18 protein-coding genes are annotated in these 17,107 nt (G+C 69.8%); 12 read left to right on the top strand and 6 right to left on the bottom strand.

Going from position 1 to position 17,107, the window contains the following annotated elements; genetic code table 11:
• Positions 1-133 precede the first annotated feature (133 nt).
• From BM314_RS10095 to BM314_RS10085, 3 genes are read left to right on the top strand one after another with little or no spacing between them, the layout of a single operon-like run.
• Entirely contained in the window at positions 134-727 is a 594-nt protein-coding gene (locus tag BM314_RS10095; protein ID WP_091978043.1) for a TadE family protein, read from the top strand.
• The gene (locus tag BM314_RS10090) at positions 727-1,365 is read left to right on the top strand and encodes a TadE/TadG family type IV pilus assembly protein (RefSeq protein ID WP_091978102.1); all 639 of its coding nucleotides are present in this window, start codon (positions 727-729) and stop codon (positions 1,363-1,365) included. Before BM314_RS10095 ends, BM314_RS10090 begins: the two co-directional genes overlap by 1 nt.
• A gap of 17 nt (positions 1,366-1,382) precedes the next feature.
• On the top strand, positions 1,383-2,696 hold the full coding sequence (locus BM314_RS10085; RefSeq protein ID WP_091978042.1) for a TadE/TadG family type IV pilus assembly protein: 1,314 nt from the start codon (positions 1,383-1,385) through the stop codon (positions 2,694-2,696).
• A 15-nt stretch (positions 2,697-2,711) separates the two neighbouring features.
• Here the strand turns inward: BM314_RS10085 and BM314_RS10080 are convergent, their stop codons facing one another.
• Positions 2,712-3,323: a helix-turn-helix domain-containing protein gene (locus BM314_RS10080; RefSeq protein WP_234081040.1), complete on the bottom strand. Its 612-nt coding sequence runs from the start codon at positions 3,321-3,323 to the stop codon at positions 2,712-2,714.
• 145 nt (positions 3,324-3,468) lie between these two features.
• Between BM314_RS10080 and BM314_RS10075 the strand changes: the two genes are divergently transcribed.
• From BM314_RS10075 to BM314_RS10060, 4 genes are read left to right on the top strand one after another with little or no spacing between them, the layout of a single operon-like run.
• The gene (locus BM314_RS10075) at positions 3,469-4,242 is read left to right on the top strand and encodes an ABC transporter substrate-binding protein (protein WP_091978041.1); all 774 of its coding nucleotides are present in this window, start codon (positions 3,469-3,471) and stop codon (positions 4,240-4,242) included.
• 5 nt (positions 4,243-4,247) lie between these two features.
• Entirely contained in the window at positions 4,248-4,901 is a 654-nt protein-coding gene (locus BM314_RS10070) for an amino acid ABC transporter permease (RefSeq protein ID WP_012317380.1), read from the top strand.
• Positions 4,898-5,629, top strand: coding sequence for an amino acid ABC transporter ATP-binding protein (locus tag BM314_RS10065; protein ID WP_020091727.1), 732 nt, complete (start codon positions 4,898-4,900; stop codon positions 5,627-5,629). Before BM314_RS10070 ends, BM314_RS10065 begins: the two co-directional genes overlap by 4 nt.
• 8 nt (positions 5,630-5,637) lie before the next feature.
• Complete coding sequence (locus BM314_RS10060) at positions 5,638-6,927, top strand: NAD(P)/FAD-dependent oxidoreductase (protein ID WP_091678664.1); 1,290 nt, start codon at positions 5,638-5,640, stop codon at positions 6,925-6,927.
• A 16-nt stretch (positions 6,928-6,943) separates the two neighbouring features.
• Here the strand turns inward: BM314_RS10060 and BM314_RS10055 are convergent, their stop codons facing one another.
• Genes BM314_RS10055 through BM314_RS10045 form a run of 3 tightly spaced genes read right to left on the bottom strand, consistent with a single transcriptional unit; the run spans position 6,944 to position 8,930 of the window.
• Complete coding sequence (locus BM314_RS10055) at positions 6,944-8,107, bottom strand: MFS transporter (protein WP_091978040.1); 1,164 nt, start codon at positions 8,105-8,107, stop codon at positions 6,944-6,946.
• A 33-nt stretch (positions 8,108-8,140) separates the two neighbouring features.
• Entirely contained in the window at positions 8,141-8,578 is a 438-nt protein-coding gene (arsC, locus tag BM314_RS10050) for an arsenate reductase (glutaredoxin) (RefSeq protein ID WP_091978039.1), read from the bottom strand.
• A complete protein-coding gene (locus tag BM314_RS10045) occupies positions 8,571-8,930 on the bottom strand; it encodes an ArsR/SmtB family transcription factor (RefSeq protein WP_091978038.1) in 360 nt (119 codons plus the stop codon). The genes arsC and BM314_RS10045 overlap by 8 nt, the downstream gene beginning before the upstream one ends.
• A gap of 50 nt (positions 8,931-8,980) precedes the next feature.
• Here BM314_RS10045 and arsH point away from each other — a divergent pair, with 50 nt between their 5' ends.
• A complete protein-coding gene (gene arsH / locus BM314_RS10040; RefSeq protein ID WP_091978037.1) occupies positions 8,981-9,748 on the top strand; it encodes an arsenical resistance protein ArsH in 768 nt (255 codons plus the stop codon).
• Between the two features lie 49 nt (positions 9,749-9,797).
• Here the strand turns inward: arsH and BM314_RS10035 are convergent, their stop codons facing one another.
• On the bottom strand, positions 9,798-10,118 hold the full coding sequence (locus BM314_RS10035) for a hypothetical protein (protein WP_020091721.1): 321 nt from the start codon (positions 10,116-10,118) through the stop codon (positions 9,798-9,800).
• Between the two features lie 734 nt (positions 10,119-10,852).
• Between BM314_RS10035 and BM314_RS10030 the strand changes: the two genes are divergently transcribed.
• Entirely contained in the window at positions 10,853-12,835 is a 1,983-nt protein-coding gene (locus BM314_RS10030) for an acyl CoA:acetate/3-ketoacid CoA transferase (protein ID WP_020091719.1), read from the top strand.
• A 61-nt stretch (positions 12,836-12,896) separates the two neighbouring features.
• Here BM314_RS10030 and BM314_RS10025 read toward each other — a convergent pair whose 3' ends face one another.
• Positions 12,897-14,309: a class I SAM-dependent methyltransferase gene (locus BM314_RS10025; RefSeq protein ID WP_091978036.1), complete on the bottom strand. Its 1,413-nt coding sequence runs from the start codon at positions 14,307-14,309 to the stop codon at positions 12,897-12,899.
• Between the two features lie 110 nt (positions 14,310-14,419).
• Between BM314_RS10025 and BM314_RS10020 the strand changes: the two genes are divergently transcribed.
• From BM314_RS10020 to BM314_RS10010, 3 genes are all read left to right on the top strand, one after another.
• Positions 14,420-15,232, top strand: coding sequence for a glycosyltransferase family 2 protein (locus BM314_RS10020; RefSeq protein WP_280142545.1), 813 nt, complete (start codon positions 14,420-14,422; stop codon positions 15,230-15,232).
• 90 nt (positions 15,233-15,322) lie between these two features.
• Positions 15,323-16,237 carry a triphosphoribosyl-dephospho-CoA synthase MdcB gene (gene mdcB / locus BM314_RS10015; protein WP_091978034.1) on the top strand — a complete coding sequence of 305 codons (915 nt, stop codon included), beginning with the start codon at positions 15,323-15,325 and terminating at the stop codon, positions 16,235-16,237.
• Positions 16,238-16,331: 94 nt separating this feature from the next.
• Entirely contained in the window at positions 16,332-17,066 is a 735-nt protein-coding gene (locus tag BM314_RS10010) for a DUF3750 domain-containing protein (RefSeq protein WP_091978033.1), read from the top strand.
• The last annotated feature ends 41 nt before the right edge of the window (positions 17,067-17,107 follow it).

The following is a 17,107-nucleotide window of genomic DNA, read 5'->3' as shown; positions in this document are numbered from 1 at the left end:
TAGCACATCTGCGTGAACGGCTCGACTTTGAGCAGTGATGCGCGGAGAAAAGTAAGCTTTTGATGCTCTCTCGAGCTCGGTGGTTCCGATTTCGAGTTGGGATGTGAGCAGGGCAATCCGAGCGGCGTCGCGCTTGCTCGACCTCCGGGAACGGGCCGCGCGCTTCGCGCGGGCACGCGGGGGCGCGACGGCCGTGGAGTTCGCCCTGGTGGCCCTGCCGTTCTTCGCGCTGGTCGGGGCCTGCCTCGAGAACGGGATCGTGTTCTGGGAGCAGGAGATCCTCCAGCAGGCGGTGTCCGACGCCAGCCGGCAGATCTACACGGGCACGTTCCAGACGACGAACGCCGGCACAACCGACCCCGCGACGCTGATGAACCGCTTCCGGACGGCGATCTGCACGCAGCCGAACGGCACGCCCCGGATCACGATCTTCACCTGCGCCAACGTCCGGGTCAGCGTGATGAAGGTGGCCGATTACGGGTCCGCCACCCCGGTCTCGCCGGTCGCGACCAACGCCAGCGGTGCGAGCGACTGGAACCCGAACTTCGCCAGCTACGCCTGCGCCGGAAACTCGGCCATCGTGATCGTGCAGGCCGCGGTGGACATCCCGGTCTTCTTCCCGCTGCTCGGTGCCGCCGTGCCCAACCTGCCGAACAAGCGGCGGGTGCTGCAGGCCGCGACGGTGTTCAAGGTGGAACCCTACACCGCACCGTCGGGGTGCTCGTGATGGGCGGCCTGCCGATCGGCCTGAGCCGCTTCCGCCGCGATGAGCGCGGGATCGCCGCCGTCGAGTTCGCGCTCGTCCTGCCCCTGCTGATCGTCCTGTATTTCGGGACCGCCGAGCTGACGCGCCTCGTCGACGCGACCCGGAAACTCACCCTGTTCGCGCGCACGCTGGGCGATCTGTCCGGACGGGTGGACAACGCTCTGGCGACCCAGAACGGGATGGCTCTGGCGACGCAGGACGGGATGACGAAGATCACCAGCGCGGCGACTGCGATCCTGCGCCCGCTGGACGCGTCCGGCCTGCAGATCGTGGTCAACGCGATGGGCGTGGAAACGGTCAACGGGTCGCTCAAGGGCTTCGTCTGCTCCAGCTGGCCGCAGAACGCCACGAAGCGCCCGGCCAACCAGGCCAACGGGAGCAACGGACTCCCCGCCACGCCGGCCGCCTATCAGTTCGACGGGGCCCGCTACATCCTGGCGGAAGTCACGATGCCCTACACCCCGATCATCGGGAGTGCCCTGTACCGCTGGATCTTCGGCGGCCGCGGATTGACCTTCACGCGGCAGATCCCGTGGTCCGAGCGCACCCCCAGCGAGATCGTCATGCCGGGCGGCACCGCCTGCCCGGTCTACAACTAGTGTTTGAGGGAAGGCCCGTGTCGGTGTTCCGCATCCGGTTGAACCGCGCTCTCAGGCTGGCCGTCGCGGCGTTTCCGCGGGCGCGCTCCGGTCAGGTCGCGCTGACGTTCGCGCTCGTGACGCTGCCGGTCATGTTCGCCACGGCGGCGGCGATCGACTACGGGCGCCGCAACGCCGCGAAGACCCAGCTCGACACCGCCCTCGACGGCGCCGTGCTCGCGGTGATGTCGCAGAAGACCAACACGATCCCGGCGACGACCTTGCAGAACATGGAGACGCAGTTCCGCGCCGAGGCCGCCAAGGTTCCGGGCGTCACGGTGACCTCGTTCGTCCCCGGCGCGCCGGTGAACAGCGCGAAGACGCTGAGCCTCACCGCCACCTACACGGCGACGGTCAAGACCAGCCTGGCATCGATGATGCAGATCCCGGCCATGCCCATCAGCGGCACGTCCTCGGCGACGCGCAACACCTCGCAGTACATCAACTACTACCTGCTGCTCGACAACTCGCCGTCGATGGGGCTCGCGGCGACCGATGCCGACGTGAGCAACATGAAGCGCGCCACCAACGGGTGCGCGTTCGCCTGCCACCAGCACACCTTCGACAACAAGGGCAACATCATCGGCGACGATCAGAACGACTTCTACCATGTGGCGTCGCGGAACAACATCAAGCTCCGCATCCAGGTTCTGAGGGACGCGGTCTCGGCGCTCGTCGATCAGGCGAATGTCAGCATGTTGCTGCCGCAACAGTTCCAGATGGAGATGTGGACCTTCAACGATTCGGTGACGCAGACGCGGCTGCAGGCGATGACGCCGACCTTGAACAATATCAAGACCGCGACCCCGAATATCGATATCGCCTACGCCTACTACAATCAGTCCGACAATCAGACCGATTTCGAGCGGGCCATCGCGAAGATGAACGCGACGATCCCGGCCAGCGGCGAAGGGCTGACGCCGGACAAGCCGATCCGGTTCCTGTTCATGGTCACCGACGGCGTCGAGGACACCGGCGGCAGCGTCACCAACCAGAGCGCGGGTTTCCAGATCCAGAGCAACCGCTTCATCGGGCCGCTGAGTCCCTCGACCTGCACGAATCTCAAGAACAAGAACGTCAAGATCGGGATCATCTACACGCAGTACCTGCCGATCTACGATAACGATTTCTACAACAGCTACGTCAGGCCGTACGAGTCGAAGATCGGGCCGGCCCTGCAGGCCTGCGCGTCCGACGGCATGTATTTTCCGGTGACCACGAACGGCGACATCACCGCCGCCATGCTGAAGCTTTTCAGCACCACGCTCGCGAGCGTGCGCCTGAGCAACTGACGCGCCGCGCCCCGCTCACGTCGTCGCCGGTGATCCGAGGACGTTGACCCACAGGACGGTGGTCTGGCTGCGCGGGTCGGGATTGCTGAAGCGGTGCGGCCGCCGACTCTCGAAGCGGAAGCTGTCGCCCTCCGCGAGCTGGAGCGTCCGCGCCTCGACGATCAGGGTGAGGCGCCCCGCGAGGACGAGGCCGGCTTCCTCGCCGTCGTGGCTGAAGGGCTCGTCGCCGGTGCTCGCGCCGGGCTTCAGCACCATGTGGAACAGGCTCATCCCCTGCGTGCCCCCTGGCGGGGTCAGGAGCTGCTTGGTGATGCCGGCCCGCCAGAGCTGAAGTTCCGGCCGGTCCTTCCGGAACACGACGATGGGATCCGGGTCGGGCGCGTCCGGCCCCGCTTCGAACAGGCCGCCGATCCCGATCTGCAGCGTGTCGGCGAGCAGCGCCAGGACCCGCAGGGACGGCGACGACAGGCCCCGCTCGACCTGGCTGATGAAGCCGATCGACAGGCCCGTGCTGGACGCCACCGCCTCCAGCGAGAGCCCGCGCGCGCGACGCAGGCCGCGCAGGCGCTGACCCACAGCCCGGTCGACCGGTTCCGGACCCGTTGCCTCGCCTCGGGGGATGCTCACCGTCACGCCAGCCTGCCTCTCGTGTGCTTCTTCATGCACGTGAAAGTCGCTTGCGTCGATACCGAAAACGTGCGGTATTCTTCACGAGAATGAAATCGGGCCCGGCTTCCGCCGCGTGACCCGGGCACTGCACGGGAGCGGCACCATGAGAAGACGGTTGGCCAAGCTGTGTCTGTCGTCGGCGCTGCTCCTCGGCGTCCTCGGCGCCCCCGTCGGCGCGCAGGCCCTGAAGGTGGGATCGACGCCCACCGGCCTACCCTTCACCTTCCTCGATACCAAGACGAATAGCATTCAAGGCGTGATGGTCGACCTCGTCAACGCGGTCAGCAAGGAGGCGGGTTTCACGGTCGCGGTCGAGCCGCTGCAATTCTCGACGCTGATCCCGGCGCTCACCGCCTCGAAGATCGATATCATCGCGGCGGCGATGTTCATCACGCCGCAGCGCAAGGAGGTCGTGTCGTTCTCGGCGCCCGTCTACAGCTACGGCGAGGGGCTGATCGTCCCGAAGACCGACACGAAGGACTACACGTCCTTCGCTGACCTGAAGGGCGAGACGGTGGGCGCCCAGGTCGGCACCGCCTTCGTCGAGCCGCTGAAGAAGTCAGGCCTCTTCAACGAGGTGAAGATCTACGACGCGATTCCCGACATCATCCGGGACGTCAACTCCGGGCGGCTGAAGGCCGGCTTCGCCGACGCGCCGATCCTCGCCTACTACGTCAAGCAGGGCCTGTTTCCCGGCGTCCGCCTCGTCGAGACCTTCAAGCCGACCGTCGTCGCCTCGGTCGGCCTCAGCGTCCGCAAGACCGACACCGAGCTCCTCGCCAAGATCGACAAGGCGCTCGCCAAGCTGAAGGCCGACGGGACGCTCCAGGCGATCTTGACCAAGTGGGGTCTGCCGCCGTCGGCCGACCGGTCCTGACCTTCATGCGCGAGTTCCTCGCCGACGCCCAGGACTACCTGCCGATCCTGCTGCAGGGCGTGCAGCTCACGATCCTAATCACGATCGCGTCCCTGGTGGTCTCGACGCTGCTCGGGCTGGTCTGGGCGGTGATGCGGGTCTCCGGCATCGCGATCCTGTCGGGCTTCAGCGCGGTGATGATCAACATCCTGCGCGGCATACCGATCATCGTGCAGCTGTTCTACATCTACTTCGTGATGCCCGATTTCGGCCTGTCGCTCACCGCCGTCCAGGCGGCGATCATCGGGCTCGGCATCGCCTACTCGGCCTATCAGGCCGAGAACTTCCGCGCCGGCATCGAGGCGGTGGATCGCGGCCAGGTCGAGGCGGCGCTGTCGATCGGCATGGGCTGGGGCATGACCATGCGGCGGGTGATCCTGCCGCAGGCGATCCGGATCGCGCTGCCGCCCTACGGCAACATCATGATCATGATGCTCAAGGACTCGTCGCAGGCCTCGACCATCACGGTCGCCGAGCTGGCGCTCCAGGGAAAGCTGATCGCCTCGTCGACCTTCAAGAACACCAGCGTCTACACGCTGGTGGCGCTGATGTACCTCGCGCTGAGCCTGCCGCTGATCCTGCTGGTCCGCCACTTCGAGGCGAAGGGGCGGCATCGATGATCGTGCTGGAGGACGTCCGCAAGCATTACGGCGCGCTGGAGGTGATCAAGGGCGTCTCGGCCGAGGTCACCAAGGGCGAGGTCGTCTGCATCATCGGGCCCTCGGGATCCGGCAAGTCGACCCTCCTGCGCTGCATCAACGGGCTCGAGGCCTACGACGGCGGCGAGATCCGCGTCGACGGGCAGCGGGTCGACCGGGACAAGCGCGGCATCAAGGCGATCCGCACCCGGGTCTCGATGGTCTTCCAGCGCTTCAACCTGTTCGCCAACCGGACCGCGCTCGAGAACGTCGTCGAGGGGCCGATCCACGTGAAGGGCGAGCCCCGGGGCGAGGCCGAGGAGCGGGCGCGCGCCCTGCTCGCCCGGGTCGGGCTCTCGGGCAAGGAGCACGCCCGGCCGAACGAGCTCTCCGGCGGGCAGCAGCAGCGCGTCGCGATCGCCCGGGCGCTCGCCATGCGGCCGGAGGCGATCCTGTTCGACGAGCCGACCTCGGCCCTCGATCCCGAGCTCGTCGGCGACGTGCTGAAGGTCATGCGCGCCCTCGCCGACGAGGGTATGACGATGCTCGTGGTCACCCACGAGATCGGCTTCGCCCGCGAGGTCGCCGACCGGGTCCTCTTCCTCGACGGCGGCCGACTCGTCGAGCAGGGGCCGGCCGCCGAGGTCCTCAACCGGCCGCAGAATCCGCGTACCCGGGACTTCCTGCAGCGCGTGCTGCACCCGCTCTAGGACACGCCGTGGCCGAACCGTTCCCGCTCGCACCCTCGCTCTGGGCCACGACGGCGGCGCCCGCGCCGGACACGCCGCCGCTGGCCCGATCCGGCCTGGCCGAGGTGGTGATCGTCGGCGGCGGGTTCTGCGGCCTCTCCACCGCCCTGCATCTCGCCGAGCGCGGCATCCGACCCGTCGTGCTTGAGGCGCAGGAGGTCGGCTACGGCGGGTCCGGTCGCAACGGCGGCCAGGTCATCCCGGGCCTGAAATACGATCCCGCCGACCTCGTCGCGCGGTTCGGTCGGGAGCGCGGCGAGCGGCTCGCGCGCTTCGCCGGCGGGACCGCCGACGTCGTGTTCGACCTCATCGCCCGGCACGGGATGGACGTGCCGCATTCCCGCGCCGGCTGGATCCAGGGCGCCCACACCGAGGCCGGGCTCGCCGAGGTCGCCAAGCGGGCGGCCCAGTGGGCGGATCTCGGTGCGCCCACCCGCGTCCTCGACAGGGCCGAGACCGAGCAGCTGCTGGGGACCGACCGCTATCTCGGCGGCTGGCTCGACGGCCGCGGCGGGGCGATCCAGCCCCTGAGCTACGCCCGCGGCCTCGCCCGGGCCGCCCAGAAGGCCGGCGCCACGATCCACGGCGGATCGCCGGTCACCGGCCTCGAACGGACCGGATCGGGCTGGACCGTCACCACGGCCCAGGGCGAGCGGGTGACGACCGGCCGGGTCGTGCTGTGCACCAACGGCTACACGGGCGGCCTGTGGCCGAACCTCGCGAGGACGGTGATCGCGGCGAACTCGTTCCAGGTCGCCACGGTGCCGCTGACCGACAACCTGCGGCGCTCGATCCTGCCCGAAGGCCACGTCTCCTCGGACACGCGCAAGCTCCTGCTCTACTTCCGCCTCGACCATACCGGACGCCTGCTGATGGGCGGCCGCGGTCCGTTCCGGGAGCCGCGCGACCCCGCCGACTGGGCCCATCTCGAGCGGATCGTCGGCAAGCTCTTCCCCCAGCTCGACGGGATCGCCTTCGACCATCGCTGGTGCGGCCGCGTCGCGATCACCCGGGACTACCTGCCCCATCTCCACGAGCCGGCGCCCGGGCTCCTCATCGATATCGGCTGCCAGGGCCGGGGCGTCGGCCTCCAGTCGGCGATGGGCCGGGCGATGGCCGCCTACATCGCGACTGGAGATGCCGGCAACCTGCCCCTGCCGCTGACGCCGATCGAGCCGCTGCCGCTCCACGGGCTGAACCGGCTGTACGTCTCGGCGATCATCGCCTGGTACCGCCTGCGCGACGGCGGCATCCGCTGATCCTACCGGCCCGCCGTCACCGCGCGCGCCACAGCGCCCCGATCAGGCCCAGGGCGGCGAGCGCCAGCGCGAGGAGCATCCACCACAGGGCCCCCGGCCCGACATGGGTGAGCACGACGGCCCCAGCCGGCGGCGCCAGGGCCTGGGCGGCCAGGGCCGGCCGGGCGAGGCGGCCGACCACCAGCGGGTAGCGCACGGGGCCGAACAGGGCGAGCGGGACCGTGCCGCGGGCGATCGAGTAGATCCCGTTGCCGCCCGCGTAGAGCACCAGCCAGAGCGCCACGCCCGGCAGCCCGGCCGCGAGGAGCCACAGCCCGAGGGCGATCAGGCCGAAGGCGGCCGTCAGTGTCCAGAGCGGGTGGTGCCGGCCCTTGAGGGAGATCTCGGCGACGCGGGCGCTCACCTGCGCGGGCCCGATCAACGCCCCGTACAAGACGGCGGCGGCGAGCGACACGCCGCGCGCCTGCAGCAGGGTGAGCAGGTGGACCGAGACCTGGGACATGATCGCGCCGCCGAGGACCAGCACCCCCGCGAACAGCAGGAACGCGCGGCGCTCCCGGGTCGATAGCGGCGCAGACCCCGCTCCCTGTGGCCCGTCGGAGACCGGGAGTGCCGGCGCGTGCGGGATCATCGCGAGGATGAGCGGCAGCGTCACCGCGAGGTGCAGGCCGGCATAGGTGAGGCAGGCGCCCCGCCAGCCGATATGGGCCACCAGGAAGGCCGAGAGCGGCCAGCACACGGTGCTGGCGAACCCGCCCCAGAGGGTCAGCGTGGTGATGGCCGGCCGCGCGGCCGCGCCGTAGAGCCGTCCGAGGGTCGCGAAGGCGGGGTCGTACAGGCCGCAGCCCATGCCGGCGCCGAGGATCAGCCAGCCGGCGAGATAGATCGGCAGGTTCGGCGCCACGGCCACCACGGTCAGCCCGGCGGCGAGGAGCAGCGCCGCGAGGGCCAGGACCGGCCGCCCGCCGAGCCGGTGGATCGCCGCCCCGACATGCGGCGAGGCGAGGGCCGCGACGAGGAGGCCGAAGGCCAGTCCGCCGACCACCCAGGCGAGGGGCCAGCCGGTGCTCTCGGCGATGGGGGCCGCCATCACCGCCGGCAGGTAGAACGACGAGCCCCAGGCGAGGATCTCCACGACGCCGAGTGCGGCGATAACCGGCCAGCGGCTGGCTTCGCTCATGTCCGGACCGCCGCCGCCACGGCCCGCGGGCGCTCAGGCCGTGGCGACACGGCGGCCCTGCTCGTCGACCACCGGCTCGCCGTCCTCTTTCACGAAGCCGCCCCGCTGCGGCGGCAGGAGATCCAGCACCGCCTCCGAGGGACGGCACAGGCGTACGCCCTTCGGCGTGACCACGAGCGGCCGGTTGAGCAGGATCGGATGCGCCGCGACGGCTTCGAGCAACTGCCCGTCGGTCAGGTCCGGGTTGCCGAGGTCGAGCTCGGCGTAGGGCGTGCCCTTCTCCCGGAGCACGTCGCGCACCGACAGCCCGGCGCGGTCGAGGAGCTGCAGCAGCAGCGCGCGTGTCGGCGGCGTCTTCAGATACTCGATCACGTGGGGCTCGATCCCGGCGTTACGGATCATCGCGAGGGTGTTGCGCGACGTGCCGCAGGCCGGATTGTGGTAGATCACGACGTCGAACGGCTCAGACATGTGCTGCGTCTCCCGAGGGGCTGAGGCAGGCGGCCAGGGTCTCCGCCGCCGGCGTGCAGATCTCCGCGCGGCCCTGGCAGCAATCGCACATCAGGAACGCGATCAGATCGGCCAGCACCGGGTAGGCGGCACTGTAGAGGATGGAGCGACCGTCGCGCCGCGAACCGACCAGCCCGGCGCGGCTCAGTTCCTTCAGGTGATGCGACACCGTCGCGGCCGACACGCCGACCGCCTCGGCCAGCGTGCCGGAGGCGAGGCCCTCCGGACCGGCTCTCACCAGCGCCCGCACCAGCCGCAGCCTGTGCTCCTGCGCCAGGGCCGCGAAGGCCGCCAGGGCTTGCGCGTCGTCCATTTTCCAGCCAATCTTCAAACGGTTGTTTGAACGTATGAGAAAGCGTCCCGGTGAGCAAGAGCCCGGCCCCTACCCCTTCGGTCCGTGACGGCCTGCCGAATCTCAGCGCGGCGCATTTCGCAACGCCGACCGACGGGGCCGGTCGGGGGACCCCGCTCGCGCACGCGCCGCGCTTCCTGATCCTGTACGGGTCGCTCCGCGAACGCTCCTTCAGCCGGTTCCTGGCCTATGAGGCCGCGCGGCTCCTGGAGGCGATGGGCGGCGAGGTCCGCATCTACCACGCCGACGGCCTGCCGCTGCCCGACGACGCGACCGCCGACCATCCGAAGGTGCGGGAGATCCGCGCCCTCTCGGCCTGGTCCGAGGGGCAGGTCTGGGTCTCGCCCGAGCGGCACGGCGCGCTCACCGGCGTGATAAAGAGCCAGATCGACTGGCTGCCCCTGTCCGAGGGGAGTCTGCGCCCGACGCAGGGCCGGACCCTCGCGGTGATGCAGGTCTCGGGCGGGTCCCAGAGCTTCAACGCCGTGAACGCCCTGCGCGTCCTCGGCCGCTGGATGCGGATGGTCACGATCCCCAACCAGTCCTCGGTGCCGATGGCCTACCGGGAGTTCGACGAGGCCGGCCGTATGAGGCCCGGGCCGCTCTACGACCGGGTCGTCGACGTGTGCGAGGAACTCATGAAGTTCACGCTGCTGACCCGCGGATGCGCCGATTACCTCGTGGACCGCTACAGCGAGCGCAAGGAGCGCGATCCCGACCGGCTCGCCGGTGTCGCGGCCGATATCGGCTTCGCGAAGCCCTCACCGCCGGGCGCCTGAGCCCCGCCGGCCCGAGCGCGCCGCCACGCGGTCCGGCCCGGGCCGGTGCTCACTGGAATCGCCGCATCTCCGGCGCCAGCGAGCGTCCCGCTTCGAGGAGGGCGCGGACCTTGCGGGTCGCGTGCTGGAGGATGTCCGGCCGCGCATCCTCGTAGGACGTCTCCTCGACGAAGCTCCGCAGGGCCTCCGTGATCCGGTCCTCGATCTCGTCCATCAGGGCGAGCCCCTCCGGACCTTCCCGCCGCAGATGCGCGTCTGCGAGCGTCAGGTAGGCGGCGCTCGCCAGCAGGAAGGCGATCCCGTTCGCCTCCTGAGCCGCCGCGGAACTCGCGTCGCCGCCGTCCATGCCGTCTGCGACGTCGTCGTCCATCGGCTCACATACTCCCCGTTCGTTGCTCACGCTGTGCCGCTCCCGCCGCGTCGCGCCAAGTAGAGAAAAAGGGTCGGTCCCCGTCCCCATTCGGGCGACGTCGGGGGCCGATCCGGACCGCCGGCCCCGCGTCGCCGCCGGGCGCCGGACCGGTCCGCTCGGCTCGCCCCGGGCTTCAATGGCCCGGATCGGCGCGGTCCTCGGTCGCGCGCCGCTCGCGCATCCGGAGCAGTGCCCGGCGCCAGGCATCCACCACCGCGGCGCGTGCGCGGGCATCATTTTCGCGGTCGGACTCCGCCGTCCGGGCCTTGCCGTCGGCCTGCCTGCTCCGGGCTCTCGGATCTCGGTTCATGATCGCCTCCTGTCGTGTCCAGACCGAGAGACACCGGATCCCGGGACGCCGCGGTGAGGCGGCGCACGCGGACCATGGAAATCGCGTGCGGCGGAGCACAGGCGGCCGACGGCCCCGCGACGCGCGCAATTTTTCTGATCGTGGACCGAAGAGTTTTTCAGGAGCGCCCACACTCATTTTCGGAGTACTGTCACGGCGCCGGCATGTGCCCTCGTGCGATGCCGCAAATATTGATGCGGTGCAATAACGATCGTATTCAAAACTCAGCCGATCTCCGGGGCCGAGACGTCCCGGCACCACGGGGGCGGCGCATGGCACAGTCGGAGGCGACGGGCATCATGGCCGGCCGCTCCTCCACGTGCCGGGGAGGATCACGGGCTCCATGAGGAAGAACAAGGTCATCTCGGCGGAAGAGGCGATCGCGCTGATCCGCGAGAACGACGTCGTGACCACCACGGGGTTCGTCCAGAGCTGCATCCCGGAGGCCCTGCACGCCGCCCTCGAGAAGCGGTTCGTCGAGACCGGATCACCCCGCGGCCTCACCCTGATCATGACGGCCGGCGCCGGCGACAGCAAAGGGCTCGGCACCGGCCGCCTGCACCATGACGGCCTCCTCACGCGGGTCATCGCGGCCAATTTCGGCCGCATGCCCAAGGTCGCCAAGGCCGCGCAGGACAACCTGATCCGCGGCTACAACCTGCCCCAGGGCGTGATCTCCCAGCTCTACCGGGCCTGCGCGGCGGGCCAGCCCGGCCTGTTCTCGAAGGTCGGCCTGAAGACCTACGTCGACCCGCGCCACGGGGGGGCCAAGGTCAACGAGCTGACCACCGAGGACATCGTCAAGCTCGTCGAGGTCGATGGCGAGGAGTGGCTGTTCTACACGGCGACCAAGATCGACGTGGCCTTCATCCGGGCCACCTCGGCCGATCCGTCGGGCAACCTCTCCTACGAGAAGGAGGCGCTGACCCTGGACTGCCTCGCCCAGGCCATGGCGGCCCGCAACAACGGCGGCATCGTCATCGCCCAGGTCGAGCGCATCGTCGACGACGGCTACCTCCTGCCGAAGGACGTGCGCGTGCCCGGCATCCTCGTCGACTGCGTGGTGGTCGCCGAGCCCGAGATGCACCGGATGAACTACGGCGTGATGCACGACGCGGCGCTCGCCGGCGAGATCCGGGTCCCGGTCACCGGCATCAAGCGGATGGCGCTCAACGAGCGCAAGATCATCGCGCGCCGCGCCGCCTTCGAGCTGCCGCCGAACGGCGTGGTCAATCTCGGCGTCGGCGCGCCCGAGGGCATCTCGTCGGTCGCCAACGAGGAGAAGATCACCCCCTACATCACCCTGACCACCGAGGCGGGCGCGGTCGGCGGGGTGCTGGCGTCCGGTTCGAGCTTCGGCGCGGCCACGAACGCCGACTGCATCATCGATCAGAACCAGATGTTCGACTTCTACGACGGCGGCGGCCTCGACATGACCTGCCTGGGCATGGCCGAGTGCGACGCGGCCGGCAACGTCAACACCTCGCGGTTCGGCGGCAAGCTGAACGGCTGCGGCGGCTTCATCAACATCTCGCAGAACGCCCGCACCGTCGTGTTCGCCGGGACGTTCACGGCCGGCGGTCTCGAGATCGCGGTGTCCGACGGTCAAGTGCGCATCGTAAACGAGGGCAAGGCCCGCAAGTTCGTCACCCAGGTCCAGCAGAACACCTTCTCGGGCCCCTACGCGGTCGAGCGGTCGCAGCCGGTCCTCTACGTGACCGAGCGCTGCGTCTTCCAGCTGACTCCGGAGGGCTTGGAGCTGATCGAGGTCGCGCCGGGGATCGACATCGAGCGCGACATCCTCGCCCACATGGATTTCGCCCCCGTCGTGCGCAATCCGGTGCCGATGGATCCGCGCATCTTCCGCGAGGAGCCGATGGAGCTGATCTCGGATCTGCTCAACCTCGATCTGAAGTCCCGCGTCAGCTACGACGGCGAGCGCAACATCCTCTTCGTCAACCTGGAAGGCTGGTACTGCCGGGTGAAGGGCGACATGGACGAGCTGCGCATGACCATCGTCGAGGCCTGCCGGAAGGCGGGCCAGCGGGTCAACGCCGTGATCAATCACGACGGCTTCCGGCTCAACGAGAACTTGGTCGACGACTACGCCGGCATGGTCCAGTACCTGCAGGCGAACTACTACGCGACCACGACCCGCTACGCGACCAGCGCCTTCCTGCGCCTCAAGATGGAGGAGGCCCTGAACAAGCGCGGGGTCGCGCCGCACGTCTTCGAGCGCAAGGAGGAGGCGCAGGCCTTCGTCAGCAGCACCGAGGACAAGAAGGCCCGCAAGCGCATCTCCCCCGCGGTCGCGTCGGCGGCGTGACGGCCGGCCGGGCGCGCCCGGCGCCGCTCGCGCCACGGCGCGGTCGGTGCCGCGGCCTGCCTCAGGCGACCGGCAGGCCGAGGACCCGCCGCGATTCCTCGGACAGCACCGCGTGGCGCGCCGATTCGGGGCCGTCATTCGGCGTCCGCGCGGCCGCCTGCGTGACGAGGTCCCGGAACCGCTTCTTGTCGAGGGCGCGGCCGCGCAGACTTCCGAGCACGGCGTCCAGCACCATGCGGACGGCCCGGGCGCGCTGGCGCTCGCGCTCCAGTTCGGCGGCGAGCAGCGGATCCCCGAACTGGGCCGCGCCGAGCGGCGCCACCAAGACGGCGCCGTCGATGACGGCGGGATCCCGGTCGTCGGTCTCGACCGCAGAATCCGTGCTGCCGTCGAGGATCTTGGTCGCCTCGGTCAGCAGGATCTTGTGCTGGACCGCCGCCGAGAGGTTCCCCGGAATCTTCTGGCTCGCCGCGCCGATCAGGCGCTTGAACTTGGCCCGATCCAGCCCGAAACGGCCGATGCTGGCCCGCAGCGCTGCCAGCACGGTGCGGAGCGCCTCGGTCCGGTAGGTCGCCTTGAGGAGCTGATCCCGCAGCGCCCCCGCCGAGGCCATCTCGACGAAGGACGTCTCGGGCAGTTGCTGCACCTGTTCCGCCAGCTCGACGATGGCGCGCTGCATCAGCGCGGTGCGCTGCTCGCGGATCTCGTCCGGCGCCAGCCGCTGGCGTCCCTTGCGGAGCCACACGAAGAATTCCGTCGCGTCCCGGTCGAGGAAATCCTCGACGCGCAGATCGATGTAGCCGAGCTGCGCCAGCTCCAGGATCATCAGATTGAAGCTCGCCGGCACGAACACCCAGGCATGGGCGTCGGCGTAGTGGGGCAGTTGCGCGGCGCCGAGCCACTGCGGCTCGTCGGTGAGCGGATTCGCGGGAATGGCCGGCCGCGTGTCCTGGCCCGACCAAGCGCCGACCGTGCCGTGGTCCTTCAGCGCCATGTTCAGGGCGTAGTCGATGTGGGTCCGGACCGTGTGCCGGTTCCGCTTCTCCAGGAACGCCGCGACCGCGTCCGCCGTCCCGGTGAGGGAACGGTAGAAATCGAAGCATTTGCGCTTGTCGGGTACGGCCAGGATCACCACGCCGTCCGGCCGAAGCAGCGTCTCGGCGGCGCGCAGGAAGGTCACGATGTCGGTTGTGTGCTCGATGACGTGGCTGGCGATGAACGCGTCGAAGGTGCCGTGCTGGTCGACCGGGACCGCGTCCGCGATCGAGCCGCCTGTCCAGACGAAATCCACCTCCTCGATGCGGTCGACCGTCTGATCGTGATACTTCTCGATGAGCTCCGAGCGCGGCGCGTGATCGATGACGAACGTGTTCCAGCCGTCGCGCTTCGGCGCGAGCGGGCTGAAGCTCGGGCCAATCTCCACGATGCGGGCGTCCTTGGTCAACGACCTCAGGAGTTGCTGCGCACGATCCATTGCCACTAAGCTCCGATCAAACGCTTCGCGAATGCGCTGTAGAAGCGCGGTGAAGGCCGCGTTGGCGGGAAGGAATACCGTTGCACAAGAGGCCGCTCGCCGCCGTCACGATGGCCTACAACGAAACGACAATGCTTCCGCTCTGGCTGAAGCACTACGAGCGACAAGTCGGGGCTGAAAACTGTTATATCCTCGACCACGGTTCCGACGACGGCTCGACGACCGGACTGCGCGCGAACGTCGTCCGGTTGCCGCGGTTGCCCCTGAACGAGTGGGAGCGCGCCCACACGGTCAGGGATTTCTGCGCATCGCTGTTCATCGGCTTCAAATATGTTCTCTATGCGGATAGCGACGAGCTGATCCTCCCCGATCCGGACGTATCGTCTACACTCTCCGATTACATCGCCGCGCGGCCGCTGCCCCCCATCCTCGATCTGTTCGGGGCCGACGTCATGCACGTCGGGGACGAGGCCCCTATCGACGTCGCGGCGCCGATCTCCGGCCAGCGGGGATACATCCGGCCGATATCCACCCTGTGCAAGGCGACCATCGTGTCGGAGCGGGTCGACTGGCACGTCGGCTTCCACTGCCTGATCCAGGATCACCGCCCCGATTTCCGCGACCTGTTCCTGTTCCACCTGGCGTATCTCGACCACGACATCCTCTTCAGGCGCCAGCAGAAGCGGAATGCGGCCGCGCCGATCGGCATCCCGAACTCCCACCACGCCATCGACCCGACGGAGTTCCTGACCTTCGTGAAGGCCGATATCGGTCGCGTCCCGCGCCGCCCCGTTCAGATGCGTCCGGGTGAGGCGCATTTCGAGACCACGAAGCGGCTGTTCGCCGACGCGATCGAGCGCAAGAGCGCGATCCAGGCGCCCGACCTCTGGACGCTGCCCGAGCGCTTCGTCGGATCCTTCTAGGGCAGGACAGTCGAACCGGCTCGGAGAACGCCGCGTCTGTGCCGGCACGGCCATCCGGTATATCTCGGGCCGCCCGACGCCGCTTCGGCCATGCCGGCGAACCCTTGGGGAGCTTCGACCCTGCGCGACGATCAGAGCCTCATCGCGCCGGGCGCGGACCGGAGCAACGCCGCCGCGCCCTGGGCCGAACGCGTCGCGGATCTCGCGCACGCGGCGCTCATCGGCGAACTGGAGACCTGGCCCAAGCCCGGCCTCGTGAGCCCGGTCGATTCCGGCAGCCACGACGACATGGATGCGGAGACGCTCCGCCGCAGCGCGGCGGCGCTCCGGCCGTTCTTCGCGGAACTGGTCGCGGCGGGCGCCCGCGATGCCGTAATGGCGGAACTCCGGGCAATCGGTCTGGCCGCCGAGACCGCGATGATGCGGGCGACCGGCGGCGTCAACGCGCATCGGGGCGCCATCTTCTCGCTGGGGCTGATCTGTGCCGCGGCGGGAGCGCGGGGCGTGGGGCCCGGTGCGGAGCGCGCGAGCGCCGAAGGGCTGGCGGAGGCGGTCGGTCACCTCTGGGGGACAGCGATCACCCGGGCGCCGGTCTCGGCCGTCAGCCACGGCGGCCGCGCGGCGCGGCGCTTCGGCGTCGGTGGCGCCAGCGCCGAGGCCGCGGCGGGCTTTCCGACCATCCGCGCCGTCGCCCTGCCCGCTCTCCGCTTCGGCCGATCGTGCGCCCCCGGCGATGCCGAGGCGGCCCGCGTGCACTGCTTCTTCGCCCTCCTGGCGGTCGTCGACGACACGAACCTCCTGCACCGCGGCGGTGCCGACGGCCTCGTCGGCGCGCGCGCGGCCGCCGCGACCTTTCTCGACGCCGGGGGCATCGCGGCCCCCGATTGGCGCGCGCGCGCGGCGGCGATCCACCGCGCCTTCGTGGCCGCGCGCCTGAGCCCCGGCGGCTGCGCCGATCTCCTCGCCGCGACGCTGCTGCTGGACGCCCTCGCCTCCCCACCCTGACGCGCGCGCAGCCCCGGGGCGCGTCGGTCGCAGTTTCGCGGATGCGAGCTCTACCTACATGCGGATTCTATCCCGCCCTCCCCCCGGACCGCCCGTGACCCTGTTCAGGATCGCCCTCCTCGCGCTCGCCGCGCTCTTCCTCGTGCCGGTGGCGATCTCCGCCCTGCTCTACGCGACGCGGGCGAGCGGCGACTGGCGTCTGGCGGATCGGTCCAGCGCCGGCCTGCTGCCGCGCGCGGACGCGCATCCCGGCGCCGTGCTGCGCATCTTCTCGGCGCGGACCGTGAGCTGGCGCGGCATCGTGGCCACGCACAGCTGGGTCGTCGTCAAGGAGCGCGGCGCCCGCGCCTACAGCCGGTTCGACTACACGGCCTGGGGCCAGCCGATCTGGGTCGACCGGTTCGTGCCGGACGGACGCTGGTTCGGGAACCCGCCGACGGTGGTGTTCGCGGCCGACGGCGCCGAGGCGGAGGCGATGCTGCCGCGGATCCGGCAGGCCGTGGCCGAGTACCGGTTCAGCCGGCCCGGCGACTACGTCGTGTGGCCCGGCCCGAACTCGAACACCTTCGTGGCCGCCGTCATGGCGGCGGTGCCGGAGATCCGCGAGAGCCTGCCCACCACCGCGATCGGCAAGGACTTCCCCTATGACGGGCGCTGGATCGGCCTGACGCCGTCGCGGACCGGGATCCGCATCAACCTCGGCGGCTATGCCGGGGTAACCCTCGGCTGGGTCGAGGGCCTGGAGCTGAACCTGCTCGGCGGCGTCGCCGGGATCGACCTGCGCCGGCCCGGTCTCAAGCTGCCGGCCCTGGGTCGGGTCGGGCTCTGAGCGCCGACGCGCTCCCGGGGCGCGCGGCCGTCGGCGCCCCG

This window comes from Methylobacterium sp. 13MFTsu3.1M2 (assembly GCF_900112625.1).
Lineage (GTDB): Bacteria > Pseudomonadota > Alphaproteobacteria > Rhizobiales > Beijerinckiaceae > Methylobacterium.
This window is presented reverse-complemented; position numbering and strand designations above follow the sequence as displayed.

Bases quoted from the DNA above. Each gene is read 5' to 3' on its own strand.
- BM314_RS10090 (WP_091978102.1), top strand. From the start codon at position 727: ATGGGCGGCCTGCCGATCGGCCTGAGCCGCTTCCGCCGCGATGAGCGC.
- BM314_RS10075 (WP_091978041.1), top strand. From the start codon at position 3,469: ATGAGAAGACGGTTGGCCAAGCTGTGTCTGTCGTCGGCGCTGCTCCTC.
- BM314_RS10070 (WP_012317380.1), top strand. From the start codon at position 4,248: ATGCGCGAGTTCCTCGCCGACGCCCAGGACTACCTGCCGATCCTGCTG.
- BM314_RS10065 (WP_020091727.1), top strand. From the start codon at position 4,898: ATGATCGTGCTGGAGGACGTCCGCAAGCATTACGGCGCGCTGGAGGTG.
- BM314_RS10055 (WP_091978040.1), bottom strand. From the start codon at position 8,107: ATGAGCGAAGCCAGCCGCTGGCCGGTTATCGCCGCACTCGGCGTCGTG.
- arsC (WP_091978039.1), bottom strand. From the start codon at position 8,578: ATGTCTGAGCCGTTCGACGTCGTGATCTACCACAATCCGGCCTGCGGC.
- BM314_RS10045 (WP_091978038.1), bottom strand. From the start codon at position 8,930: ATGGACGACGCGCAAGCCCTGGCGGCCTTCGCGGCCCTGGCGCAGGAG.
- BM314_RS10035 (WP_020091721.1), bottom strand. From the start codon at position 10,118: ATGGACGACGACGTCGCAGACGGCATGGACGGCGGCGACGCGAGTTCC.
- BM314_RS10030 (WP_020091719.1), top strand. From the start codon at position 10,853: ATGAGGAAGAACAAGGTCATCTCGGCGGAAGAGGCGATCGCGCTGATC.
- BM314_RS10025 (WP_091978036.1), bottom strand. From the start codon at position 14,309: ATGGATCGTGCGCAGCAACTCCTGAGGTCGTTGACCAAGGACGCCCGC.
- BM314_RS10020 (WP_280142545.1), top strand. From the start codon at position 14,420: ATGGCCTACAACGAAACGACAATGCTTCCGCTCTGGCTGAAGCACTAC.
- mdcB (WP_091978034.1), top strand. From the start codon at position 15,323: ATGCCGGCGAACCCTTGGGGAGCTTCGACCCTGCGCGACGATCAGAGC.